Annotated in this window: 37 protein-coding genes; all 37 read left to right on the top strand. The window is 29.2% G+C overall.

Annotated features, from left to right (window positions below; genetic code table 11):
* Positions 1-10: 10 nt before the first annotated feature.
* On the top strand, positions 11-367 hold the full coding sequence (locus tag KGF52_RS01000) for a hypothetical protein (protein ID WP_227838817.1): 357 nt from the start codon (positions 11-13) through the stop codon (positions 365-367).
* Positions 336-473 carry a hypothetical protein gene (locus KGF52_RS00995; RefSeq protein WP_194150845.1) on the top strand — a complete coding sequence of 46 codons (138 nt, stop codon included), beginning with the start codon at positions 336-338 and terminating at the stop codon, positions 471-473. Before KGF52_RS01000 ends, KGF52_RS00995 begins: the two co-directional genes overlap by 32 nt.
* Positions 470-919, top strand: a complete 450-nt coding sequence (locus KGF52_RS00990) for a hypothetical protein (RefSeq protein WP_227838816.1) — start codon at positions 470-472, stop codon at positions 917-919. The genes KGF52_RS00995 and KGF52_RS00990 overlap by 4 nt, the downstream gene beginning before the upstream one ends.
* Positions 920-1021: 102 nt before the next feature.
* On the top strand, positions 1022-1180 hold the full coding sequence (locus KGF52_RS00985; protein ID WP_156075169.1) for a hypothetical protein: 159 nt from the start codon (positions 1022-1024) through the stop codon (positions 1178-1180).
* Positions 1181-1243: 63 nt separating this feature from the next.
* Positions 1244-1582, top strand: a complete 339-nt coding sequence (locus KGF52_RS00980; RefSeq protein WP_077745241.1) for a hypothetical protein — start codon at positions 1244-1246, stop codon at positions 1580-1582.
* Positions 1583-1691: 109 nt separating this feature from the next.
* Entirely contained in the window at positions 1692-1931 is a 240-nt protein-coding gene (locus KGF52_RS00975) for a hypothetical protein (RefSeq protein WP_227838815.1), read from the top strand.
* Between the two features lie 122 nt (positions 1932-2053).
* Complete coding sequence (locus KGF52_RS00970; protein WP_227838814.1) at positions 2054-2248, top strand: hypothetical protein; 195 nt, start codon at positions 2054-2056, stop codon at positions 2246-2248.
* A gap of 13 nt (positions 2249-2261) precedes the next feature.
* Positions 2262-2549, top strand: coding sequence for a hypothetical protein (locus tag KGF52_RS00965; RefSeq protein ID WP_227838813.1), 288 nt, complete (start codon positions 2262-2264; stop codon positions 2547-2549).
* Positions 2539-2982 carry a RusA family crossover junction endodeoxyribonuclease gene (locus KGF52_RS00960; RefSeq protein WP_227838812.1) on the top strand — a complete coding sequence of 148 codons (444 nt, stop codon included), beginning with the start codon at positions 2539-2541 and terminating at the stop codon, positions 2980-2982. Before KGF52_RS00965 ends, KGF52_RS00960 begins: the two co-directional genes overlap by 11 nt.
* A gap of 313 nt (positions 2983-3295) precedes the next feature.
* Positions 3296-4132, top strand: a complete 837-nt coding sequence (locus KGF52_RS00955; protein ID WP_227838811.1) for an ORF6C domain-containing protein — start codon at positions 3296-3298, stop codon at positions 4130-4132.
* A 143-nt stretch (positions 4133-4275) separates the two neighbouring features.
* The gene (locus KGF52_RS00950; protein WP_227838810.1) at positions 4276-4764 is read left to right on the top strand and encodes a hypothetical protein; all 489 of its coding nucleotides are present in this window, start codon (positions 4276-4278) and stop codon (positions 4762-4764) included.
* 320 nt (positions 4765-5084) lie between these two features.
* Positions 5085-5840 (top strand): DUF5986 family protein, encoded by a 756-nt coding sequence (locus KGF52_RS00945; RefSeq protein ID WP_227838809.1) that lies wholly within the window; start codon positions 5085-5087, stop codon positions 5838-5840.
* Positions 5841-5873: 33 nt separating this feature from the next.
* Positions 5874-7022, top strand: a complete 1149-nt coding sequence (locus tag KGF52_RS00940; RefSeq protein ID WP_227838808.1) for an XRE family transcriptional regulator — start codon at positions 5874-5876, stop codon at positions 7020-7022.
* A 68-nt stretch (positions 7023-7090) separates the two neighbouring features.
* On the top strand, positions 7091-7222 hold the full coding sequence (locus tag KGF52_RS21325; protein ID WP_074134543.1) for a hypothetical protein: 132 nt from the start codon (positions 7091-7093) through the stop codon (positions 7220-7222).
* A 382-nt stretch (positions 7223-7604) separates the two neighbouring features.
* The gene (locus tag KGF52_RS00935; protein WP_227838807.1) at positions 7605-7880 is read left to right on the top strand and encodes a heavy metal-binding domain-containing protein; all 276 of its coding nucleotides are present in this window, start codon (positions 7605-7607) and stop codon (positions 7878-7880) included.
* A 76-nt stretch (positions 7881-7956) separates the two neighbouring features.
* Positions 7957-8178 carry a DUF2829 domain-containing protein gene (locus KGF52_RS00930; protein WP_227838806.1) on the top strand — a complete coding sequence of 74 codons (222 nt, stop codon included), beginning with the start codon at positions 7957-7959 and terminating at the stop codon, positions 8176-8178.
* Between the two features lie 93 nt (positions 8179-8271).
* Positions 8272-8952, top strand: coding sequence for a hypothetical protein (locus KGF52_RS00925; protein WP_095905070.1), 681 nt, complete (start codon positions 8272-8274; stop codon positions 8950-8952).
* A gap of 57 nt (positions 8953-9009) precedes the next feature.
* On the top strand, positions 9010-9699 hold the full coding sequence (terS, locus tag KGF52_RS00920; RefSeq protein ID WP_227838805.1) for a phage terminase small subunit: 690 nt from the start codon (positions 9010-9012) through the stop codon (positions 9697-9699).
* Positions 9689-10930 carry a PBSX family phage terminase large subunit gene (locus KGF52_RS00915; protein WP_227838804.1) on the top strand — a complete coding sequence of 414 codons (1242 nt, stop codon included), beginning with the start codon at positions 9689-9691 and terminating at the stop codon, positions 10928-10930. Before terS ends, KGF52_RS00915 begins: the two co-directional genes overlap by 11 nt.
* Before the next feature lie 74 nt (positions 10931-11004).
* Positions 11005-12387, top strand: coding sequence for a phage portal protein (locus KGF52_RS00910; protein WP_227838803.1), 1383 nt, complete (start codon positions 11005-11007; stop codon positions 12385-12387).
* Positions 12380-13420 carry a minor capsid protein gene (locus KGF52_RS00905; RefSeq protein WP_227838802.1) on the top strand — a complete coding sequence of 347 codons (1041 nt, stop codon included), beginning with the start codon at positions 12380-12382 and terminating at the stop codon, positions 13418-13420. The genes KGF52_RS00910 and KGF52_RS00905 overlap by 8 nt, the downstream gene beginning before the upstream one ends.
* A 309-nt stretch (positions 13421-13729) precedes the next feature.
* A complete protein-coding gene (locus KGF52_RS00900) occupies positions 13730-14218 on the top strand; it encodes a hypothetical protein (RefSeq protein WP_227838801.1) in 489 nt (162 codons plus the stop codon).
* Between the two features lie 17 nt (positions 14219-14235).
* On the top strand, positions 14236-14532 hold the full coding sequence (locus KGF52_RS00895; RefSeq protein ID WP_227838800.1) for a hypothetical protein: 297 nt from the start codon (positions 14236-14238) through the stop codon (positions 14530-14532).
* A 62-nt stretch (positions 14533-14594) separates the two neighbouring features.
* Positions 14595-15158 carry a phage scaffolding protein gene (locus tag KGF52_RS00890; RefSeq protein WP_227838799.1) on the top strand — a complete coding sequence of 188 codons (564 nt, stop codon included), beginning with the start codon at positions 14595-14597 and terminating at the stop codon, positions 15156-15158.
* An 11-nt stretch (positions 15159-15169) separates the two neighbouring features.
* Positions 15170-16069, top strand: a complete 900-nt coding sequence (locus tag KGF52_RS00885) for a phage capsid protein (protein WP_021411895.1) — start codon at positions 15170-15172, stop codon at positions 16067-16069.
* Complete coding sequence (locus KGF52_RS00880) at positions 16069-16302, top strand: hypothetical protein (protein WP_009896624.1); 234 nt, start codon at positions 16069-16071, stop codon at positions 16300-16302. The genes KGF52_RS00885 and KGF52_RS00880 overlap by 1 nt, the downstream gene beginning before the upstream one ends.
* 9 nt (positions 16303-16311) lie before the next feature.
* A complete protein-coding gene (locus KGF52_RS00875; RefSeq protein WP_227838798.1) occupies positions 16312-16713 on the top strand; it encodes a hypothetical protein in 402 nt (133 codons plus the stop codon).
* The gene (locus KGF52_RS00870) at positions 16707-17069 is read left to right on the top strand and encodes a hypothetical protein (protein ID WP_044498033.1); all 363 of its coding nucleotides are present in this window, start codon (positions 16707-16709) and stop codon (positions 17067-17069) included. Before KGF52_RS00875 ends, KGF52_RS00870 begins: the two co-directional genes overlap by 7 nt.
* Positions 17069-17500 carry an HK97 gp10 family phage protein gene (locus tag KGF52_RS00865; RefSeq protein WP_227838797.1) on the top strand — a complete coding sequence of 144 codons (432 nt, stop codon included), beginning with the start codon at positions 17069-17071 and terminating at the stop codon, positions 17498-17500. The genes KGF52_RS00870 and KGF52_RS00865 overlap by 1 nt, the downstream gene beginning before the upstream one ends.
* A complete protein-coding gene (locus KGF52_RS00860) occupies positions 17493-17933 on the top strand; it encodes a DUF6838 family protein (protein ID WP_227838796.1) in 441 nt (146 codons plus the stop codon). The genes KGF52_RS00865 and KGF52_RS00860 overlap by 8 nt, the downstream gene beginning before the upstream one ends.
* Positions 17923-18105: a hypothetical protein gene (locus KGF52_RS00855; RefSeq protein ID WP_077707460.1), complete on the top strand. Its 183-nt coding sequence runs from the start codon at positions 17923-17925 to the stop codon at positions 18103-18105. Before KGF52_RS00860 ends, KGF52_RS00855 begins: the two co-directional genes overlap by 11 nt.
* Positions 18106-19416: a phage tail sheath family protein gene (locus KGF52_RS00850; protein WP_227838795.1), complete on the top strand. Its 1311-nt coding sequence runs from the start codon at positions 18106-18108 to the stop codon at positions 19414-19416.
* Between the two features lie 20 nt (positions 19417-19436).
* The gene (locus tag KGF52_RS00845; protein WP_032516644.1) at positions 19437-19913 is read left to right on the top strand and encodes a phage tail tube protein; all 477 of its coding nucleotides are present in this window, start codon (positions 19437-19439) and stop codon (positions 19911-19913) included.
* Positions 19914-19965: 52 nt separating this feature from the next.
* On the top strand, positions 19966-20223 hold the full coding sequence (locus tag KGF52_RS00840; protein ID WP_054273000.1) for a hypothetical protein: 258 nt from the start codon (positions 19966-19968) through the stop codon (positions 20221-20223).
* A gap of 1 nt (position 20224) precedes the next feature.
* On the top strand, positions 20225-20665 hold the full coding sequence (locus KGF52_RS00835) for a phage tail assembly chaperone (RefSeq protein WP_227838794.1): 441 nt from the start codon (positions 20225-20227) through the stop codon (positions 20663-20665).
* Positions 20666-20988: 323 nt separating this feature from the next.
* Positions 20989-21147 (top strand): type I toxin-antitoxin system toxin, encoded by a 159-nt coding sequence (locus KGF52_RS00830; RefSeq protein ID WP_021360956.1) that lies wholly within the window; start codon positions 20989-20991, stop codon positions 21145-21147.
* 419 nt (positions 21148-21566) lie between these two features.
* Positions 21567-22150, top strand: a 584-nt coding sequence (locus KGF52_RS00825; protein ID WP_227838793.1) for an SHOCT domain-containing protein, incomplete at its 3' end; no start/stop codon positions are given.

The following is a 22150-nucleotide window of genomic DNA, read 5'->3' as shown; positions in this document are numbered from 1 at the left end:
GGAACTAAATATGGCTAAAGTTTGGGTAGATGCTGGAACATTTTTAGAAAGAACTAAGGATATAGAAGATATGTTTGAATTTAATCTAAGAAAAGTAAGGGATAGAAATAAAAAAGCAAATGTAATTGATTTGCGTGTAAATAATGAGGGGCAAGGAAGAAAAGGTAAAAAAGTAGAGTGTTTTAATATTGTGACTGGAGAAACTAAAGTATTTAATACTGCTGTTGAAGCAAGTAAATACGTATATTTTACAGATGTTTATATTGCTCATTTAGCAAGAACAGGTAAGGTTTCTAAAAATGGATGGAAAGCTAGATATATTCAAGAGGTGACAGATGGTATTGGCAAATGTGGAACAAGTAATTAAGTTAGCTGAAAAGATATTAAATAAGAAAAAGTGTTCTGTTAATAAAGCTATTGATATAGCTATAAAAATATTAAGTAGGTACGAATATGAGGGGATGATTAAATGAGTCTAATTAAATACAGAGGTTATGATTTTGAAAATGAGAAATGGATTTATTCAAATACTATAAAGTGGAGTGATGCAGTAGATTGTTTATTTATGCTAAAAGAGAATTGTGAATGGCAAAGAGTATCTAATGTTGGGGTATGCTCTGGAGAATGGGCTAGAAACAATCAAGAAATTTGTGAAGGGGATATATTGAAAGGATATGATAATTTCCATGACACAAGCCAATATGGAGTTGTAAAAAGGGATGTTGACAGTATTAAAATATACTTGGAATGGCATTATTTAAAGAAGTTTGAAGGAGAATGGATAGAGATTATAGATAAAACAGAAATATATCATAGTAGAGATTACAAAGTAGTTGGTAATGAATATGAGAATTTAGAGGAAATTAGAAAAGAGTTCTTAGAACGTAAGGAGAGTCTTGAGAATGAATGTCTTAGCTAGTGCGATATTAGTAATAGGAAGTTTTATAGCTGGTAGAGTTTATGAGTATAGATTGAATCTAAAAGAGTGTGAAAATTGTGATAATAAAAGAGGTGTTTAAGAATGGATGATAGATTGGAGATTTGCAAAAAAATGTTTCCTAATGTTACTAAAAATACTAGATTACTTTGTCATTATTGTGATGGTAGAAATATTTGCAGTTATGATGAAGAAAAAGCTCATGAATTATTGAGAAATGAAGATGGTACTAAAAATGACTAACTTTGAAATGATAAAAAGTTTGGATGGATGCAGAAAGTGACTTGAAATGGAGGTAGAAGAATAATGAGTAAGATTATACAATGTGACTTTTGCAAGAGTATATTTGAAGAAAATAATTTAGAATGTATTGAGCTATATAGAAAGAATGTTAATGAAATGATTAGCATGGATAAACATATGTGTCCGGCTTGTTATGAAAAATTCGCTGGAGAGAAAGTAGAAAAGAAAATAACTAATTTTGAAAAGGTAACTAGAGATAAGGAAAGTTTAATGGAACTTTTGTTTAAATGTGATGCAGAGTGTAGCTGTTGTATTTATGAAAATAAGAATGATTGTCACTATCCGGTTGGTTGTCTGATTGGCTGTGAAAAGTGGCTTGATATTGAGGTAGAAGAAATATAAGTAAAAATATCTAATTAAAACAGTTTAGAGAGTTGCAAAATGTCTTTTAGTATAAATTATTGTTGAAGTGTTTTGTGACTCTCAAAAATGAAATAAAGGAGTATTTAAAATGAAAAAATATAAAATTAAGTTTGAGGAAAAAGTGACTTTAGAACATGAAGTTATAGTTGAAATTCCAAACGAAATAAATATAAATGATATTTGTAACTGTATAGAACAAAAGTGTCAAAGAATATATGATATAGCAGATTATATAAGAGAATTTAATGGGAGACAAATAGATTTTACAGAAGATACTTGTGGAAACACTGAAATGTTAGTTGAATCATTTAGGAATTATAAGGAGTGATTTCATGAAACGAAGAAGATGCAGTTGGTGTGGGAAATTATTTTATCTTGAGGAAAAATCTAATGATATTTATTGTTGTAAGGAATGTAAGAAGAAGGCTAATAGGGCTAGGAGTAAATAGGATGAATAAATTTCAAAAAGCAGTTTCTCAAATGGTAAAGCAAGAGGAAAAAGAGAACTTATGGCAAGGATATGAGAATTGTAGAGTAGGAAGAAGTATATCAAGTTCCATAAGAAGATATGTAAAAGGATTTAAAAAATTTGGATATAGCATATGTGAAGTTCGTGAAGCAGTAAAAAATATGAGTAAAAAGTAGAGGAGGAATTTATATGCAAAAAGATATTTGGTTATATAGTTGGGATGATGAGTTCTTCGGAAGTGATGAATACAAAAGTAGAGAGGATGCTATTCAAGGAGCTAAGGAAGAACTTAAAATGACTGGAGAATTTGGAGAGAGCTGGTCAAGTTATATAAAAGATGAAGATGAAAAAATACTTGATGATAGATTAAATGAAGTATTTGAAAAGTGGATAGAGGAGTTTGGATACAAGCCACATTGGTTTGTTGTTAGAGATACAGAAGAAATAGAACTAAATGAGGTAGCCAATGAAAGTTAATTTTGTAATAGATGGAGAACCAAAGGCAAAGGCACGTCCTAGAATGAGTACATCGACTGGTAAAGCATACACAACCGAACAAACTGTACTTTATGAAAATTGGATTAGACTCATGTATAACTCTACAGTAAAACATTTCTTTGAGGGTAATGTGAAAATGACAGTTATTTGTTACTTTGACATTACTAAAAAAGATAGAGAAGCACTACAGAAAAATAAGGTAAATACTAAAGCGTATAAGGATGCTATAGCTAAAGTAGAAGGGTTAATAAGACCAAACAAGAAACCCGATTTAGACAATATAATCAAGTCTGTAGCTGACAGCTTGAATGGTATCGCATACAAAGATGATTCTCAAATAGTAGAAGTGGTGAGTAAGAAATATTATAGTGATAGACCAAGAGTTGAAGTTATGCTAGAAGATATTATATAAAAAGAATCTAAATAAAAGTCACAAGAAAATTATTAATATATTCTATAAAAAATGATATTAAGATAATTAAACAGACCCATATAAATATATGTTTTTTGAGTGGATATGTCTTATTGAGTTTTTGGGCAGCAAATGCCAGTAAAAAATAAATACAAAGCTTTATTAAGAAAACTATTAAATTCCCCATAAATTCCTCCTAAGGTTAGATGATATAAGGTTAGGATACTATGAGATATTAATAATAACAATAGATTTTTCAGAACTGTAAATAAATTGAAATGAATTATTCAAAAAAGAAAAGGAGAGATAGATTATGAATGAAAATATAAATAAAGAAATAACAGTACTTGGAACTTTAGAAGTTGAGGGAATGAAGTTTCATGATATAGAGGGTGGATTTGGAAAAGGCAAGAAAGCAATGCTAGTAAAGGATATAGCTAAGATACATAATAGAGAACTTAAACATGTAAATGAGCTTATAAATAATAATATAAAAAGATTTAAAGATGGTATAGATATTTTAGATATAAAAGTGAGTCGTTCAGAGCGACCAAGTTATTTAAAATCACTTAGCTTGGAAATGGGATACTCTAATCAATCTTATGCAAATGCAAATAACATATATTTGTTATCTGAAAGAGGTTATTCAAAACTACTAAAGATATTGGAAGATGATATAGCTTGGGAACAATACGAGAAAATAGTTGATGGATATTTCTCTATGAGAAAGGAATTAAATAATCCTCTTTTAAGTGCATCAAAAGAGTTACAAGCTATATTTATGCTAGATAAGAAACAAGAAGTCTTAGAAACTAAAATAGAGAGTGTTAATGAGAAATTAGAGAACTTTATGGATGATGCACCACTTTTTAACGTTGAGTGTGAGTGTATTGTTAAAGAGGTTAAGAGGGTAGCAACAAAATCACTTGGTGGGCATGGAAGTAAGGCTTATAAAAATAAATCTTTAAGAGGTAAAGTATACAGCGATATATATCATCAGATTAAACGAGAATTTGGAGTAGAAAGTTATAAGGCTATAAAGCGTTGCCAGTTAGATAAAGTATTAGAGATTGTAAACAATTATAAGTTACCTATAGTGTTTGAGGAAGAAATAAGACTTTTAAATAGTCAATTATCAATAGTGAGTTAAGAGAGGGATAGACTTTTCCTCTTTAAAGGGGAAAACCTTCAATATATAAATTGAAAGAAAAAAGGAGTGCTTTCACACTCCACTTGTCAAAAATATAAAGCTTTTATCCAAGATTATTATAACATAAACAGGAGTGTGAAAGTATGGATAATAATATTAATAAAAAAGAACTATTTAAAAAAGTAGAAGGTAGACTACATCAGTATAAATTTTTAAATGCAGAAATTAAAAATCTTGAATTAGATATAGAAAGTAGAGAAAATGAGATATTTGGGTGTAAGGCTGTTGGATATGATGAAAAAGTAAGTCCAACATATGCTTTTAATTCAACTGTTGAGAATGAGATTATAAAAAAAGAAAGAGATATTGCTAAGTTAAAAAAGATAAAAAAAGATAAGGAAATTGAAAAGAAGAAAATAGAAAATGCACTTACATGCTTAGATATAAGAGAAGAACATTTTTTTAAACTATTTTATAATAGCAGAATTAAAAATAGTATGGTTTATATATCCTTAGAGATGAACTCAGATAGAAAAACATGTAGATGTGTGAGGGAAAGATTAGTGTATAAAGTTATGGATATGCTTTATCCAAGAATTAAGGAAAATGAACTCCCATTATTTAAAAATTAGAAAATTCCCCAGTTTTTCCCCAGAAATTCCCACTTTATTCCCTACTTTCTCCCCTTTTTGATTAAAAAAACATGAGATAATAATATCGTGGAAATAAAGATTTCCCTCTCAAAACTAAATAATCGGCTAGGGTTAAGGGGTTATTTTTACTCTAGCCGAAGTGAATAATTTTTACAATTAGGGATATTATATAAACAATTAAAAAATTTTAAATGACCTTTTAAATATAAAAAATGCATATATTTGTCTTTTAATATTGACACTTTAGCACAAAACGCCTACAATAAGTATATAAACATATGTAGGAGGTGCATAATTGTATGCCAGAAGACGCAAAACTAGAAATACCTAATGAAATAATCTCTACAATTGTTCAATGTGTTAATGGAGCTGTTGGAGATAAAATAAAAGAAGATATTAAAAAGCAGAATCTTGTAACTAAAAACAGTATACCTACCCGTATTTGGGATTTATTAAATAGAGACCTTTGTGAAGTACTTAATAGCCCTGATTGTATGGCATATGAAGCTAAACGTGGATGTTGGGGAATGGTCATTATACATGAAAAAAGTAGTGAAAATATTTTTACCATAATGAGAGAACAACGATTTAAGGAAATATATGAAAAACAACCTGAAAGAAGAAACATGCACTACTTGAATGAGTTGACTAAAAACTTTAATGAAGATTTAAAAGCACCTGTTGGGCAAATATCCTTTTTCCCTAAAAAATTTGATGATGAAGATAAAGTTAAAGAACATGTACAAAAATTACTTGCGAATCTAATAAAAGACAATGTTGTTGTTAACCATCATGCATTAATACTGTTTGATGCATCTGAATATCAACTTACATCTATTCGTGCTGTAATGATTGATACAAACTTAGACATTGTTACAGAAAAAGATTGGAGTTCTTATATATCTATAGAAGAAAGTACAGTTGTAGAAAAAGTTGACAAGACTAATCCTATTGCAAATAACCCTACTCTTGGATTAAACTTAACTTCAAAAGCAGTTGCAAGAAAGAAAACACATCCTTTAAAAAAGGCGAAAAAGGAGGAAGATGCCAAGTAGTCACTTTTTAGTGAATAGATGGAGGAAATAATTATGGAAATTAATTTTAATGGAGAGCGTTTAAAGAAAGCTCGTATATATAGAGGAATGACAGTAGCTGAATTAGCTGAGAGAATTGACTGTCAAAGACAGACTGTTTCGATGTATGAGAATAATAAATCGAAACCAAATGATAATAATGTAGTGAAACGAATAGCAAGAGTGTTAGGTTTTCCAGTTAAGTTCTTTTTAGAAACAGGAACTAATATTGCAATAGGTTCAACATATTTCAGAGCATTATTGACTACAAATAAAAAATATAGAGCAGAGCAAATTCAAAAAATGGAATTTCTAGCAGAAATATATTTCTTCTTACAAGACTATATTGAATTCCCAACATTAAATTTACCGGATTGTTCTGGGAAAACACCAGAAGAAGCTGCTTTACTTTTAAGAGAAGCTTGGGGATTAGGATTAAAACCTATTGATAATATCATATATGAAGTAGAACAGCATGGAATACTTGTAACAAGTTTTTCGACTTCAACAGATGATATAGATGCATTTAGCCAAATGGTAGATATTGCAGGAGAGACTGTTTATCTTATTGGATATTCTAGTAATAAGACTTCTGCTTCTAGAATTCATTTTGATATAGCTCATGAATTAGGGCATATATGCTTACATGAATGGAGTGAGGATGTAGAAGCTTTGGAAAAACAAGAGTTTAAAGATAGAGAATCAGAAGCTAATCGCTTCGCGTCTACATTCTTATTGCCAGAAGAAACTTTTAAAATTGATGCTAAGAGAACACCTTTACGTATCCCAAACTATACAGAATTGAAACGTAAATGGAAAGTTTCTATACAAGCAATGATTCGTCGTTCATATTCTTTAGGAATTATCAGTATGGATGAATATCAGTCTATGATTCGTACTTTACAACGTAGAGGGCTAAGAAAATCAGAACCATTAGATGATGAGTTATTAACTTCTCTACCAGCATTGTTAAAAACAGCAGTTTTGATGTTATTAAATGAGAAAGTATTTACTCCAAAAGAGTTTATGGATGAACTTTCATTTTCATATAATTTTAGTCTAGAGCCAGAAGAAGTAGAATATTTATTAAATTTACCTAAAAATACTCTAACTTCTGCTAAAGTTATACCATTTCCTGATTTACAACTTAAAAAAGGCATTTAACTTATATTTTAAATAGAGCGAGGACTTATGACCTCGCTTAAATTATATAGAATAGGGGGAAATATGAAATGGGAATATTAGAAGGTGCAACTAAAATAAGAGAGATAGCCAAAAGGATTGCTATAGAAAAAGGAATAACAGAGCAAGAGGCATGGAATGATGCTATTAAAGAGTACAAGGAAAAATATGAATTTAATTAAGACCAATGTATGGTCTTTTTTTATTACTATGAACAGACTAGGCAGGGCGTGAGGACGCTGTTAGTTCAATTCTAACTATGTTCAAAAGGTTTTATTAATACACTATATGTAGATATATTGGATTAAAACGGAATTTAATTCAATTGTCTGAAAGAGTGGGGCTTGGTAACCTCACTCGCTATGCAGGTATTGGTGTTTAATCTAGGTTCGATTCCTAGAACTTGCTCCCTTAAATAATATGCATATCTCCCTTTTTAAAAGGCTAGTTTTTAGTAAGCTAGCCTTTTTATTTTTGAAAGTAGTATAAAAGTATAATTGATTTTGTTGAAATATCATATAATTTAGACTACTATTAAAGAAAAAGGTATTGGAGGGTATAAATATGATTATAAGTACTGGAGACATTAAAGAAGAATATGGGGTTATAGATGCTATATTTGCAATAGACTCTCATAAAGAAGGTATTTTTAGAAGTGCAGACCCAAACTCAGCGTTTAAAGGCGTAAAAGAGCAGTTAAAGAAAAAGTGTGAACAATTAGGTGGGAATGCTGTAATTAATTGTCAATTTGAATATCGTATTGCTGTGGCAGATGGATTTGCAAGTAAAAAACAAGTTATTGAAATATTTGCATATGGAACCGCTGTAAAAACTTTATAAAAATAGAGATTAACCCAAAAGGTCATCTTTGTAGATGGTCTTTTTTTATATAATAAATTGAAAAGGAGAATGAATTATGAAATTTGAAGAAGTATTGCCATTATTGAAAAATGGAGAAAAGGCGTTTAGATTAAGCTGGAATGGAAAAGGAATGTATGTGCAAATGGATAAAGGTGGAGATTATGAGTTTTCAGAAATTTATCCGTTCTTTGTCATAAAAAACACATTAAATTCTTTTAATACATGGGTTCCAAGTGTAAGTGATATATTTGCAGAGGATTGGGAAGTAATAAGATAAAAGGAGAATAATAGAATTATTTTGTAGCTGTCGAATGGTTTTTGAAGGATATTGACCTTTGAAGTTGAATTTTATACTTTGGAGGGGATTAATATGGAAAATATAGATGATATAATTAAAATTCTAGGAGTTGTTTCAGTTGTTATAGGGGTTATAGTAGCATATTTTAATAGGGATAAAGTAAAACTTGATAAATCTTTTGATGATTATTTTGATAATTTTTTACTTTCATATGTAAAAAAATATAATAAGGATAGAACAATAGATACTATAAATTTTGTAGAAGAAAAGTATATTCAAGGAGAATATTATATTCCTAGTTACGTTTTTTATATATTAAAAGAAAAACATAATGATGATTTAGATAAAAAAAGAGAAGTATTACATAAAGTTTTAATATTTGATTATTGGAATAATTATACAAGCTTTAGAAATACAGTTTCAAAAGCTTTCAATCAAATGTTTAATTCAACAATATTTGTACTGTTTATATTCTATCTTCTTTTAGTAGGTATATTACTTGTTTTTCTACCATTATATCTTTTAATTGTTATTATAGATATGCCATTAAATATAAATGTATTTTTAAAATCGGAAGATTTTAAAACTTTATTTGGGCTTGCGGTTATATTAGCTATTACCTATTTTGCACAATATTTTATAAAGAATAAACTTAGTAATGACTATACAATAGTAACAAATGATATAGAAAAAATTATAAATAAAAAGATAAAAGAATATGAAAATAATAAGAAAAAATACTTTATTAACTAAAGGACTCTAACAAGAGTTCTTTTTTTATTCCCAAAACGACAAAAATGAGGTGGTGGTATGAATGAAAAGGCAGATTTAGCCCACGAAGATTACTTAAAAGGGCTTAAGTACAAGGAAATAGCTGAAAAGCATAATGTAAGTTTATCAACTGTGAAATCATGGGCAACTAGATACTGGAAACAAAAAGGTTGCAACCAACCAAAAAAAGTTGCAACCAAAAAGAGAGGTGCACCCATAGGTAATAAAAATGCTACTGGTCCACCAGGTAATAAGAATGCTGAAAAGTTTGGTTTCTTCTCAAAGTACCTACCCGAAGAAACCCAAGACCTAATTAATGAGATAAAGAATAAAGATAAGTTTGATATTCTTTGGGAACAGATAACAATACAATATGCAGCAATAATAAGAGCACAAAAGATAATGTATGTTAAAGACAAGGAAGAAATGATTAAGGAATTAAAGAAACATGAAAGTACAGAAAATGGAGAGAAGATAGAGTATGAATTTCAATTTGCATGGGATAGGCAAGCATCTTTTCTTAATGCACAGAGTAGGGCAATGAGTGAATTAAGGAGTCTTATTAAGCAGTACGATGAAATGATTCATAAGGATTGGAATTTGGCTACAGAAGAACAAAAAAATAGAGTTGAGAAGTTAAAATGCGAGGTTGATAACCTAAGTAAAGATGATATTGGGGATGATGAGTTGAAAATAAGTGTAGATTATGGTGATAGCAATGAGAGTTAGAATAGATTTTAATCCATCTTTTAAAGAAGCTAATTTTACTAAAAAAAGATACAGAGCAATGAAAGGTTCAGCAGGGAGTGGAAAATCTGTTAATGTAGCACAGGATTATATACTAAAGTTAGGAGATAAAAAGTATCAAGGAGCTAATCTATTAGTAGTTAGAAAATCAGAAGCTACGCACAAATACTCAACATATGCAGAACTTACAGGAGCTATAAATCGTATTTATGGTAAACAAGCAGATAAATATTGGAAAACAACTCTAAATCCTTTAGAAATTAAGAGTAAGGTTACTGGTAATTCTATAATTTTCAGAGGTGTTAATGATGCTAAGCAAAGAGAAAAATTAAAATCAATTAACTTCTCAAAAGGTAAACTAACATGGGTTTGGTGTGAAGAAGCTACAGAACTTATGGAAAGTGATATAGACATACTAGATGACCGTTTAAGAGGTATTTTAACTAATCCTAACTTATACTATCAAATGACATTTACATTTAATCCAGTCTCAGCTACTCATTGGATAAAAAGAAAGTATTTTGACTATAAAAATGATGATATATTTACTCATCATAGTACTTATCTACAAAATAGATTCATAGATGAAGCTTACTACAGAAGAATGCAAATGAGAAAAGAGCAAGACCCAGAAGGGTACAAAGTATATGGTCTTGGAGAATGGGGAGAAACTGGTGGAGCAATACTTAAAAATTATGTTATACATGAATTTCCCACAGAATTTGAATACTTTGACAATATGAGGTTATCACAAGACTTTGGATTTAACCATGCAAATGTAGTACTTAGAATTGGCTTTAAGGATGGAGAGTTATATATATGTAACGAAATATATGTACATGAAATGGATACCTCAGAAATCATAAAGATTGCAAATAGTAGAGGTTTAGAAAAGACTCTATTTATGTATTGTGATAGTGCTGAACCAGATAGAATTAAGATGTGGAAGAGTGCAGGATATAAAGCTAAAGGAGTTAAAAAAGGACCAGGAAGTGTTAAAGCTCAAATAGATTATTTGAAACAATTAAGAATACATGTACATCCTAGTTGCACGAATACCATAAAAGAAATACAACAATGGAAATGGAAACAAGACGAAAGAACTGGATTATATCTTGATGAACCAGTTGAGTTTATGGATGATGCAATGGCTGCTCTTAGATATTCTATAGATAATAAACTTAAAAATAATGGAATAAGCTTCTTAAAGTAAAGGAGGTGTTAAATATTTATATAAGCGAAACAGATTTAATAAAAGTTCAGTTAAAAAAAGAGAGTACTTTTAACTTGATTAATGTTATAGAACATTACATCTTAAAACATAGACCAGAGAAATACAAACAAGGAGAAGAATACTATTATGGTAATGCTGATGTAAATAACAAGAGAAGATACTATCTCTTAGATGGAGCTAAGGTTGATGATTTTACTAAGGTTAATAATAAAGCAATTAACAACTATCATAAGCTTTTAGTTGACCAAAAAGTGGGCTACAGCGTTGGAAATCCCATAGTATTTAATGCAGATGATAATGACTTTACTAAGCTTTTAAATGAATTATTAGGAGAAGAATTTGACGATACAATAACAGAACTCTATCTTAATGCAAGCAATAAGGGAATAGAATGGTTACATCCATATATTAATAGAAAAGGAGAGTTTAAATATATAATAATACCAGCTGAAGAAGCTATTCCTATTTGGGATAATAAGAGGCAGAATGAATTAGTTGCATTTATTAGATTTTACTTTATTGAAGATGTGGATGGAAATAAGATAAAAAGAGTTGAATACTATACAGAAAATGAAGTAACTTACTTTATTGAAAGAGGAAATAGTTTTGTTCAAGAACTTTTATATGATGAATATGGAAAATTAACAGAGATACAAGAGGGTCATTTTAGAGTAAATAATAAAGAGCAAGGATGGGGTAAAGTTCCATTTATACCTTTTAAAAATAATGAAAAATGCGTATCAGATTTAACTTTCTATAAATCATTGATAGATATATATGACAATAATATCTCTACACTAGCAGATAATTTAGATGAGATACAAGAGTTTATTTATGTATTAAAAGAGTATCCAGGCACAAGTCTACAGGAGTTTATAGATAATATAAGATACTATAAATCGGTTAAAGTAGATGATGGAGGTGGAGTTGATAAATTAGAAATAAGCATACCGATTGAAGCTAAAAAGGAGCTTCTTGATAGATTGGAAAAGAATATAATTATCTTTGGTCAAGGAGTTAATCCAGAATCTCAAAATACAGGTGACAAATCGGGTGTGGCACTTAAATTTTTATATTCACTACTTGATTTAAAATGTTCTAAGACTGAAAAGAAGTTTAAAAAAGCAATTAGAGAGCTTTTATGGTTTGTGTGTGAGTATTTAAAGATAAGTGGTAGTAAGAGCTATGATTATAAAACAGTTCAAATCACTTTTAATCACTCTATGATAATAAATGAAGCTGAAAAGATAGATATGGCAGCTAAATCAACTGAAATTATATCAGATGAAACTATTGTTAGTAATCACCCATGGGTTGAAGATGTTAACGACGAACTTGATAGACTTAAAAAACAGAAAGAAGAAAGTATTAAAGAATATGAAGATGCTTTTCCAACTAAAAAGAAAACTGAAGAAGGTGAGTCTTTAGATGAATAATATGGATTACTGGATAAAGACATTTAATCAGTTAGAAGAAGATATTCATAATAAAGGTGATACCTTTAACAAGGAATTAGAAAAGCAATATGATATAGTACTTTATAATATTCTTAGAGAAATAAATAATTGGTATATGAAATTTGCTAAGGATAATAAAATAAGCATGCAAGAAGCTGAAAAGTTATTAAATTCAAAGGAATTAACTGAACTTAAATTATCATTAGAAGAATATATCAAGTATGGAGAAGAAAATGCAATCAGTCAAAAGTGGATGAAAGAACTAGAAAGTGCAGTAAAAAGAGTTCGTATAAGCAGGTTAAAAGCATTAGAATTAAAGCTAAGACATCAAGTTGAGGTATTATACTCAAAAGAGTATGAGGATGTAAATACACTTATAACAAATACCTATAAAGATAGTTACTATCATACTGCTTTTGAAGCTCAAAAAGGTATTGGTATTGGGTTGGCGATAGCCATGATTAGCCTAAATAAGATTAATAAAATAGTTAGCAATCCTTGGACTACTGATGGAATAACATTTGGTAATAGAATTTGGAATAAGCATAGACCAAGGTTGATAAGTGAACTTGATAAAGGTATAAAACAAACATTAATCAATGGAGTATCTCCTGGAGACTTAACAAATAAAATTAATAAAAATTTTAATACAAGTAAAGAAGAAGCTAAATTATTAGTCAAATCTGAACTTGCTTTTTTTAGTTCAGTAAGTCAAAGGGATTGTTTTAATAGTCTAGGAGTTGAAAAATATGAAATAGTAAGTGCATTAGATAGCAGGGTTTGTGAAAAAAGATGTAGCCCACTTGATGGTAAAGTAATTGAAATGAAATATTATGAGATAGGAATTACAGCTCCACCATTTCATCCTAGATGTAGATGTGTAATAGTGCCATATTTTGATGGCGAAGAAAGTTATAGGGCTGCAAGAGAAGAAGATGGTGAGATTTATTATGTACCATCTAGTATGAAATATAATGAATGGTATAAGGAGTATGTTAAAAACACTTACTAAATTAGTAGGTGTCTTTATTATGTAAAAAATAAAGTTTATTGAGAGGGTGATTTGAAATGCTTAAATTATATATTTTATCAATAATTGTGTTTTGTACAGGGTTTTACTTATTAAAAATGAGGGTTGATGGTAACAAGGAATTAATTGAATTATTTAAAAGTATGAATGTTAGAAAAAGAAAAAAATATAATTTTATTTTTCTAGCTTTATTCCCACTACTCAATTTTATTTTAGGTGTGATACTCATACCATATTCTTTGCTTGTTAGTAATGAAGATATGATTAAAGCTTTAAGGAGGAATAAGTAATATGGCTAAATTTAAAAAGAAATATGAGGAAGTAGAAGCTTTTAAACTAGGTTATGATGTAGAACCAAAATGGTTTATTGAGAATGATAGAGTTTGTAATTTTATGGAAGAAAAATGTATTGGTGGTAATGTGAGTTGTGATTTAAAGACATTAGAAGGTATTATGAGAGCCAATAAAGGGGATTACATTATACAAGGAGTAAAAGGAGAAATATATCCCTGCAAAGCCGATATATTTGAAATGACTTATGAGAAAGTTGAATATAGGAGAAAAAATAAATTATCAACAGAGATGACTTTAGATTCAACAAACTTTCAAGAAAATATTAAAAAAGCTAGAAAAGAATTAGATTTGTTTATACAAACTTTAGAAAAAGCAAATGATAAAGTTGATAAACTAACAGAAAAAATGAATAAATATGCTTGCAAAGTTGATATAGATAAGATTGTAAAACAGTTAGGGGAATGCCTAAGAGAAAGTATTGAGTAGATTTTGGGGGTGAAAATATGTTTAAAAAAGACACAAGAGGATATATAAAAAGACACATTGGAAAGCCAAATAAATCAAGTGTTAGAGATATTATATCAGTTTCTATTATAATTGTTGGGATAGCTTTAGGCTTTATTGTAGGTTTAAGTATAATTATAGCAAATGTATTAGATGTAGCTAATATGATAGATACTAACACTTTTACTTGTATAAAGCTTGTTTTTAATTTAGCAGGCATGATAGCAGGCTATTTAGTAGGAAGAATAATTTGTTTTGTATTATCGCTAACAGGTATTTTTATTGGCAGTAAATAAGTTGCTTAAAAGTCTTTTAAAAGGCTTTTTTTATTATGTAAAAATGAAAGGAGATATTTAAAATGGATTGGTTAAAAGAATTACTAGAAGGAATAAAAGTAGAAGATAACAAAATTGATGTAGCTTCTCTTCAAAAATCTATAGAAAAGAAAATAAAAGAGACTACAGTTACTCAAGAAGATTATGCAAATATTGAAACACAACTTAATACAGCTAATGAAACTATTAAAAAGTTTGAAGGAGGTATGACAAAAGAAGATGTGGAGAGTCTAAAAACAACTTATGAAACTGATAAGAAAACTTTAGAAGAAACTTACAAAAAAGAAATTGAAGAAAAGGACTTTAATTATTGGTTAAATGATGCTTTTAAGTCTGTTAAATGTAGGGATGAAATAGCATTAAAAGCTCATTTAGATATGGAAGCACTAAGAAATAGTAAAGACAGACAAAAAGCTTTTGAAGAGCAAATAAACCCTTTGAAACAGGATAAAGATTATTTGTTTAATGCAACACTAGAAGGTGAAGAACCTAAAATAGATACTATAACACCAGAGCAAGAGCCTAAGATAAATGATTTTGGTTTTAATTTTACTGGGGTAAGACCTCATGAAAATAATAATAAATAGGAGGAAATAAAATGGCAGCACTAAATTATGCAAAAGAATATTCAAATGTTTTAGCACAAGCATATCCTTATACTTTAAACTTTGGGGATTTATATGCAACACCAAATAATGGAAGATATAGATGGACTGGTTCTAAAACAATAGAAATACCAACTATATCTACAACTGGAAGGGTAGATTCAAACAGAGATACAATAGCAGTAGCTCAAAGAAACTATGATAATGCTTGGGAACCTAAGGTATTAACTAATCAAAGGAAATGGTCAACATTAGTTCATCCAGCTGATATAAACCAAACTAATTATGTGGCTTCAATAGGCAATATAACAAAAGTATATAATGAGGAACAAAAGTTTCCAGAGATGGATGCTTACTGTATATCTAAAATATATGCCGATTGGACTGCATTAGGTAACACAGCAGATACAACTGTTCTTACAACAGCAAACGTATTAGAAGTATTTGATAAGTTAATGGAAAAAATGACAGAAGCTAGAGTACCTGAAAATGGAAGAATATTGTATGTTACTCCAGTAGTAAATACACTTATCAAAAATGCAAAAGAGATACAAAGAACAGTAAATATAAAGGATGCAGGAACTTCTCTTAATCGTCAAACAACTGATATTGATACAGTTAAAATAATTAAAGTTCCATCTAACCTCATGAAAACTGCATATGATTTTACAACTGGATGGAAAGTAGGAGCAGGAGCTAAACAAATCTTTATGTCCTTAGTTCACCCAAGTGCAATAATTACACCTGTTTCTTATCAGTTCTCTAAGTTAGACGAACCAACAGCAGTTACAGAGGGAAAATACTTCTACTTTGAAGAAAGTTTTGAGGATGTATTTATATTAAATAAAAAAGCTGATGCAATACAATTTGTTGTTGAAGGAGCTGGAGCATAATGGCACAAGTAAGGAAATTAAATAGAATATTAACCATAGAAGAGTGTAAAATAGATGATTTCTTAGAGATGGGATATGATTTGATAGATGAAACTGGTAAGGCAGTAAAGTATGGCAAGTCATTAAATGTAAAAGATTTAATAGCTGAAAATAATATTTTAAGGTCAAAAGTTGAGTCTTTAGAAGAAGAAAATAAGCAGCTTAAAGAGAAAAATAAACTTACTAAAAAGTAGGTGAAAGTTATGGAAAATAATATAATTGATGAAATAGAAAAAAGACTTGAAAGTTTTGGATATATATTAAAAGATGGAGATAAGTGGTTAATAGGTTTTGTAAGAGAAAAAATAGAAAATATTATTAAACTAGATTGTAATATAAAAACTATGCCAATTGAATTGAAAGAAATTGAAATTGATATGATAGTTGGAGAGTTCTTATTTACTAAAAAAAATATGGGTCAATTAGATATAGATAGTCTTAATTTTGAAGCTGTAGAAAAGTCTATATCAGAAGGTGATACTAAGGTAGATTTTGCTATAGGAAGTGGCTCTCAAACACCAGAACAACGCTTTGACACTCTTGTAAACTATCTTTTAACTTATGGTAAGAATAAGATATTAACTTTTAGGTGCTTAAGATGGTAAGTAAAACTAGAAAAGCAATAGAAATGCTATATAGAGATAAATGTACTATAGTTGAGTATCAGCCAATTAAAGACCCTATAACAAAGAGAACTAATAACAAAGAAATAGTAGTGTTGGAAAATCAATCTTGTAAGCTTTCATATAAGAATATTACTTCAACAGAACAAGGGGAAGTTGCTAAACTTACACAAACTATTAAACTCTTTATATCTCCAAATATAAGCGTTAAAGCAGGTTCAAAACTTATTATAACTAATCAAAATAATATTACAAAAGAATATATAAGAAGTGGAGAACCTGCCATATATCCAAACCATCAAGAAATCATCTTAGAATTACTAGAGGATAAAGCGTAATGGCTAGAGGTGGAAGTGTTGATTTTAAAGAATTGAAGAAGCTACAAAGAAAGTTGCAAAGGCTAGAAGATAGTCAGCTTGATAAATTTTTAAAAGATTGTGCAAGAGAATTAGCTGCAAGACTTGTTCGTAAAGCTAGGAAGCCTGGACGTACACCAAAAAAGACTGGAACTCTAAAAGATGGTTGGGGTGGGATAGCTTATGCTAGGAAACTTCCTGTTACTAAAGTTGGAGATAATTATGTTATAGAAGTTATTAACCCAACACCCTATGCCAGCCATGTTGAGTTTGGACATAGAACTAGAAACCTTAAAGGTTTGGTAAAAGGAAAATATATGATGACTATTTCAGTAATGGAATTAAGAGAAGAAGCAGATGCAATAATAGAGAAAAAATTAATGATTTTATTAAAGAAGGTATTTGATGCTTAATAATATAATTGATGGAATATCAGTAAAATTAGATAAATCGTTTGGAGAGAGTTATACAATTTACAGTGAAGATGTAGAGCAAGGTATAAATGAACCTTGTTTTTTTATTGTTCCTATAAACTCGAGTAAAGCACCTTATCCAAGTGGTAGAGAGTTGAAGAAAAACTCATTTGATGTACATTATTTTCCGAAAAGTAATGATAAATCATTTGAAATAAATGAGGTAGCTGAAATGTTACTAGAGGAATTAGAGTATATAAACGTGAACGAAGATTTAGTTAGAGGTACAAATATGAACTATGAAATTATAGATAATGTACTTCATTTCTTCGTTGATTACAATTATTTCACTATGAAAAGTAATAGTACAGATAAGATGGATACAGTAGAGTTATTTGGTGGATTAAAGAGAGGTGATAGTATTGAAAACTAATGATTTAGATAAAAAATCTAATGACTATAAGTTTACTAAAGAGCAGATAGTTAATTCTAAGAAGTATGTAAATAGAAAAGACTTGTTAAATGCAATTTTAAAAGAAGATGAATTGTATTCCTTCTCAGAGGTAGAGGATATGATAAATAAATTTATGAAAGGAGTGAGTTAGATGGCTTTAGGTGGAGGAACATTTGTAACACAGAATAAAATACTTCCAGGTGCTTATATAAATTTTATCTCAGCTAAGAGGGCAACTAGTTCATTATCTGATAGAGGTATTGTAGCAATGCCACTTGAACTTGATTGGGGTATTGATGAAGAAGTATTTCAAGTAACTAGTGATGATTTTGAGAAGTATTCAGTAAAGTATTTTGGATATGATTATACACATGAAAAGTTAAAAGGTTTGAGAGACTTATTTAAAAATATAAGACTAGGATATTTCTATAAATTAAATAAAGGTGTTAAAGCTAGTTGCACTATTGCTACTGCTAAATATAGTGGAATAAGAGGTAATGATTTGAAGATAGTAGTTACAACAAACATTGATGATAACACTAAGTTTGATGTTGTAACACTTTTGGATAATAAGAAGGTAGATACTCAAATAGCAAAAGTTATTACAGATTTAGAAGATAATGAATATATTACCTGGAAAAAGGATGCAACATTAGAAGCAAGTGCAGGACTTGTATTTACTGGTGGAACTAATGGCGAAGCTGTGACAGGAGCAGAGTACCAAGCTTTCTTGGATAAAATAGAAAGTTACTCATTTAATACTTTAGGGTGTTTGGCTACAACAGCAGAAATTAAAAGTTTGTTTGTAGAATTTACAAAGAGAATGAGAGATAAGGTAGGAGCTAAGTTTCAAACTGTTTTATATAAAAAGAATGATGCAGATTATGAGGGTGTAGTATCTGTTGAAAATAAGATTAAAGATAAAGATTTAGTTGAATCTAGTTTGATTTATTGGTCAACTGGAGCTATAGCAGGATGTGACATAAATAAATCTAACACTAATAAAAAGTATGATGGTGAGTTTGATGTAGATGTTAATTATACACAAATACAACTTGAAGAAGCTTTAAAAACTGGTAAATTTATATTCCACAAGGTGGGAGATGAAGTTCATGTGTTAGAGGATATAAATACTTTTGTATCATTTACAGATGATAAAAATGATGATTTTTCAAGCAATCAATCTGTTAGAGTACTTGACCAGATTGCTAATGATATAGCGACTTTATTTAATACAAAGTACTTGGGTGAAGTACCAAATGATAAATCTGGTCGTATCTCATTTTGGAATGATGTAGTTAAGCATCATGAACAACTACAAAATATGAGAGCAATAGAAGATTTCAAAGCTGATGATGTTTCTGTAGAACCTGGAAGCGACAAGAAAACTGTTGTAGTAAGTGATGCTGTAAAAGTTATTAGTGCTATGAGTAAGCTTTATATGACTGTTTCAATTAGTTAAGAGAGGAGTGTGATAAATAGATGTCTAAAAATATTACTATGAATGTTAGAGATGCAATAAGTGGTTCTAAAGCTGAATGTTTTGTAACAATAAAAGGTAAAAGATATAATTTTATGCAAGCTATTAACTTAGAAGCTAAAATGGAAAAAAATAAAAGTGAGATGCCAATCCTAGGTAGCATTACAAAAGGAAACAAAAGTACAGGAAGTAAATTTTCAGGGAGTGCAACATTTTATTATAATACTTCTATTTTTAGAGAGTTATTATATGAATATAAAGAAACAGGCGAGGATATTTACTTTGATATGCAAATCACTAATGAAGACCCAACAAGTTCAGTAGGTCGTCAAACTATAATACTTGAAGATTGTAACCTAGATTCAGGTATAATTGCTAAATTTGACGCTGATGGAGAATATTTGGATGAGGATGTAGATTTTACTTTTGAGAATTGGAAAATAGTTGAGAAATTTAATATAGCAAATGGTATGGAGTAAAATGCACATTTATGATTTATAGATGTGTATTTTTTATTTATAAGAATAGGAGATGGTTAAAATTAAGGATAAATATGAGATAAAAGATTCAATTTCTTTTGATTACAGTAAGAAAAGACCTATAGAAGAATGTGTAGGAGAAATGTATAGAAAAGCAGGTCTATTTTTAGTTGATATTGCCGATAAGCTGGCACTTGATACAATTGAAGGTTCATCATTAAAACCAGTTACAATAACAATCAAATTAGATGAAGATGGCATTGCAACAATAGAAAAAGAAACAAAATATTTAATCATGGAGGTAGAATAATATGGGAGATTTAAACGCTTTTTTAAGTCAAAATGCAATAAAAGTAGAGAATAGAAAGTATGTGGCAAGTGAAAGGTTTATAGGAGAAGATGGAAAAGCAATCGAATGGGAACTTAAAGCAATAGATTCAGATAGGGACAGACAATTAAGAAAAGATTCAACTATAAGAGTACCTGTATTAAATAAAAAAGGGAAAGCAACAGGGCAATACACTAGTGAAACGGATTTCAATACTTATACTTTGAAACTGTGTGTAGAAACTGTAGCATTTCCAGATTTACATGATGCAGAACTTCAAAATAGCTATGGTGTAATGGGAGCAGAGGAACTATTAACAACAATGTTAACTCCTGGCGAATACACAGACCTTTCAAGTGAAGTAGGAGAGGTAAATGGTTTTGATAGAACTTTTGAGGATAAAGTAGAAGAAGCAAAAAACTAATTGAAGAAGGTGATTATGATGCTAGTGTAGCTCATTATTGCCTTCATAAATTCAAATGGAAGCCGCATGAATATACAGATTTGCCAGACTACGAGAGGGCATTTGTTGCTGCTTCTATAGATATTAAAGTAGAAGAAGAAATAAAAGAAGAAAAAAAGACTGCTAAAGAAGCTAGAAGAAGTAGAAGAAGATAAAATATAGGTAAAATATGTAAGAATTATATGTTATAATATTTTTAGCAAGAAGATGTAATCTACAATCTATAGAGTGGAGTTCATACAAAAAAATTATCCTCCCAACATTGATAAGGGAGGTGAGTATGTATGGATAATTTTTTTAAAGGAGTACTAGAAAAGCTATCTGCTAGTTTAATAGTCAGTTTAGTTAGTAATCTATTTAAGAAAAATAAAAAACCACTCAAAGCGGCAACTAAGAGTGGTTGGGAGTTTGATTTTAAAATCAAATTCCGTAGATTTAAATAACTTTCAGTTATAGAACTCCACTCTAACATAAATAGATTGTAGTTCTTCTTGCTTTTATTATACCACAATCTTTTATAAATAAAACCGTTGTTTATATAAAATATTGTTTGTAGACAATAAAAAGATGAAATTTTTATAACAAATAATAAAAACTTTATTATGAAACTATTGATTTGCAAGGTATCTATAAATAAGTAGGTATTTTTTTAGTTAAATTTCGTTGTTTATATAAAATATTTTTTATAGTCAATAAAAATATGAAATTTTTTATACACAACGATGATAAATCTAACGGGATGAATAAATTTAATTGTAAAAGTTATAAATAAGGAAGCACTTACTTTTTGGTAGGTGCTTTTGTTTTACCAAATTATGCTATAATATTGAGTGAGATGAGTAATTTGTGGGGGAATTTTGATATGTGGAAGGCAATACCAATAATAATGTTAATAATGATAGCACTTGCTTATATGCAATATGTATTTGTAATTATAGCTTTTGCTTTACTTATGTATTCAATTGTAAAAAAGAAAAAGGTAATGTGCATGTTATTTTGTGTTCTATTTGCATATACAATACATCTTTGTATAATTTGGGATGATTTAGTAGCTGATACTAATAAGGAAAGAGCTATTAGAGAAGAGCAAAGAATGAAAGAGGAAAAGGCTAAAGAAGAAGAATGGAAAAGAGCAAATGAAGAAGATGAGGCAAGAAGGAAAAAAGAAAAAGAAGAAAAATATGGTATAGAAATGTCTGAGGAAGATTTACAAGCTAAATTAGAACCTTTAATACCTAATGAATATAAAGGGTCTCGTTATGAATTGGAAGTAAGGTATATTAGAGGTATTATGTTTGCTGATTTAAGTGTACAAAATGAAATATTTAAAGAATCTATCGAATGTAAAAAGTTTGTAAGAGAAATAGCTAGAAAATCAAAAAAATTTAAAATAGATAGAGCATCCTTTGAATTTTATTCAAAAGAAGATGGTGGTATATATTATTA

Source organism: Clostridioides sp. ZZV15-6597 (assembly GCF_020657815.1).
In the GTDB taxonomy this organism is placed as follows: domain Bacteria; phylum Bacillota; class Clostridia; order Peptostreptococcales; family Peptostreptococcaceae; genus Clostridioides.
The sequence above is the reverse complement of the archived record's forward strand: the minus strand, read 5'-3'. Positions and strand labels throughout refer to the sequence as shown.

Excerpts from the sequence above, each read along its gene's own strand:
- KGF52_RS01000 (WP_227838817.1), top strand. The coding sequence starts at position 11 with ATGGCTAAAGTTTGGGTAGATGCTGGAACATTTTTAGAAAGAACTAAG.
- KGF52_RS00995 (WP_194150845.1), top strand. The coding sequence starts at position 336 with ATGGTATTGGCAAATGTGGAACAAGTAATTAAGTTAGCTGAAAAGATA.
- KGF52_RS00990 (WP_227838816.1), top strand. The coding sequence starts at position 470 with ATGAGTCTAATTAAATACAGAGGTTATGATTTTGAAAATGAGAAATGG.
- KGF52_RS00985 (WP_156075169.1), top strand. The coding sequence starts at position 1,022 with ATGGATGATAGATTGGAGATTTGCAAAAAAATGTTTCCTAATGTTACT.
- KGF52_RS00980 (WP_077745241.1), top strand. The coding sequence starts at position 1,244 with ATGAGTAAGATTATACAATGTGACTTTTGCAAGAGTATATTTGAAGAA.
- KGF52_RS00975 (WP_227838815.1), top strand. The coding sequence starts at position 1,692 with ATGAAAAAATATAAAATTAAGTTTGAGGAAAAAGTGACTTTAGAACAT.
- KGF52_RS00970 (WP_227838814.1), top strand. The coding sequence starts at position 2,054 with ATGAATAAATTTCAAAAAGCAGTTTCTCAAATGGTAAAGCAAGAGGAA.
- KGF52_RS00965 (WP_227838813.1), top strand. The coding sequence starts at position 2,262 with ATGCAAAAAGATATTTGGTTATATAGTTGGGATGATGAGTTCTTCGGA.
- KGF52_RS00960 (WP_227838812.1), top strand. The coding sequence starts at position 2,539 with ATGAAAGTTAATTTTGTAATAGATGGAGAACCAAAGGCAAAGGCACGT.
- KGF52_RS00955 (WP_227838811.1), top strand. The coding sequence starts at position 3,296 with ATGAATGAAAATATAAATAAAGAAATAACAGTACTTGGAACTTTAGAA.
- KGF52_RS00950 (WP_227838810.1), top strand. The coding sequence starts at position 4,276 with ATGGATAATAATATTAATAAAAAAGAACTATTTAAAAAAGTAGAAGGT.
- KGF52_RS00945 (WP_227838809.1), top strand. The coding sequence starts at position 5,085 with ATGCCAGAAGACGCAAAACTAGAAATACCTAATGAAATAATCTCTACA.
- KGF52_RS00940 (WP_227838808.1), top strand. The coding sequence starts at position 5,874 with ATGGAAATTAATTTTAATGGAGAGCGTTTAAAGAAAGCTCGTATATAT.
- KGF52_RS21325 (WP_074134543.1), top strand. The coding sequence starts at position 7,091 with ATGGGAATATTAGAAGGTGCAACTAAAATAAGAGAGATAGCCAAAAGG.
- KGF52_RS00935 (WP_227838807.1), top strand. The coding sequence starts at position 7,605 with ATGATTATAAGTACTGGAGACATTAAAGAAGAATATGGGGTTATAGAT.
- KGF52_RS00930 (WP_227838806.1), top strand. The coding sequence starts at position 7,957 with ATGAAATTTGAAGAAGTATTGCCATTATTGAAAAATGGAGAAAAGGCG.
- KGF52_RS00925 (WP_095905070.1), top strand. The coding sequence starts at position 8,272 with ATGGAAAATATAGATGATATAATTAAAATTCTAGGAGTTGTTTCAGTT.
- terS (WP_227838805.1), top strand. The coding sequence starts at position 9,010 with ATGAATGAAAAGGCAGATTTAGCCCACGAAGATTACTTAAAAGGGCTT.
- KGF52_RS00915 (WP_227838804.1), top strand. The coding sequence starts at position 9,689 with ATGAGAGTTAGAATAGATTTTAATCCATCTTTTAAAGAAGCTAATTTT.
- KGF52_RS00905 (WP_227838802.1), top strand. The coding sequence starts at position 12,380 with ATGAATAATATGGATTACTGGATAAAGACATTTAATCAGTTAGAAGAA.
- KGF52_RS00900 (WP_227838801.1), top strand. The coding sequence starts at position 13,730 with ATGGCTAAATTTAAAAAGAAATATGAGGAAGTAGAAGCTTTTAAACTA.
- KGF52_RS00895 (WP_227838800.1), top strand. The coding sequence starts at position 14,236 with ATGTTTAAAAAAGACACAAGAGGATATATAAAAAGACACATTGGAAAG.
- KGF52_RS00890 (WP_227838799.1), top strand. The coding sequence starts at position 14,595 with ATGGATTGGTTAAAAGAATTACTAGAAGGAATAAAAGTAGAAGATAAC.
- KGF52_RS00885 (WP_021411895.1), top strand. The coding sequence starts at position 15,170 with ATGGCAGCACTAAATTATGCAAAAGAATATTCAAATGTTTTAGCACAA.
- KGF52_RS00880 (WP_009896624.1), top strand. The coding sequence starts at position 16,069 with ATGGCACAAGTAAGGAAATTAAATAGAATATTAACCATAGAAGAGTGT.
- KGF52_RS00875 (WP_227838798.1), top strand. The coding sequence starts at position 16,312 with ATGGAAAATAATATAATTGATGAAATAGAAAAAAGACTTGAAAGTTTT.
- KGF52_RS00870 (WP_044498033.1), top strand. The coding sequence starts at position 16,707 with ATGGTAAGTAAAACTAGAAAAGCAATAGAAATGCTATATAGAGATAAA.
- KGF52_RS00865 (WP_227838797.1), top strand. The coding sequence starts at position 17,069 with ATGGCTAGAGGTGGAAGTGTTGATTTTAAAGAATTGAAGAAGCTACAA.
- KGF52_RS00860 (WP_227838796.1), top strand. The coding sequence starts at position 17,493 with ATGCTTAATAATATAATTGATGGAATATCAGTAAAATTAGATAAATCG.
- KGF52_RS00850 (WP_227838795.1), top strand. The coding sequence starts at position 18,106 with ATGGCTTTAGGTGGAGGAACATTTGTAACACAGAATAAAATACTTCCA.
- KGF52_RS00845 (WP_032516644.1), top strand. The coding sequence starts at position 19,437 with ATGTCTAAAAATATTACTATGAATGTTAGAGATGCAATAAGTGGTTCT.
- KGF52_RS00840 (WP_054273000.1), top strand. The coding sequence starts at position 19,966 with ATGGTTAAAATTAAGGATAAATATGAGATAAAAGATTCAATTTCTTTT.
- KGF52_RS00835 (WP_227838794.1), top strand. The coding sequence starts at position 20,225 with ATGGGAGATTTAAACGCTTTTTTAAGTCAAAATGCAATAAAAGTAGAG.
- KGF52_RS00830 (WP_021360956.1), top strand. The coding sequence starts at position 20,989 with ATGGATAATTTTTTTAAAGGAGTACTAGAAAAGCTATCTGCTAGTTTA.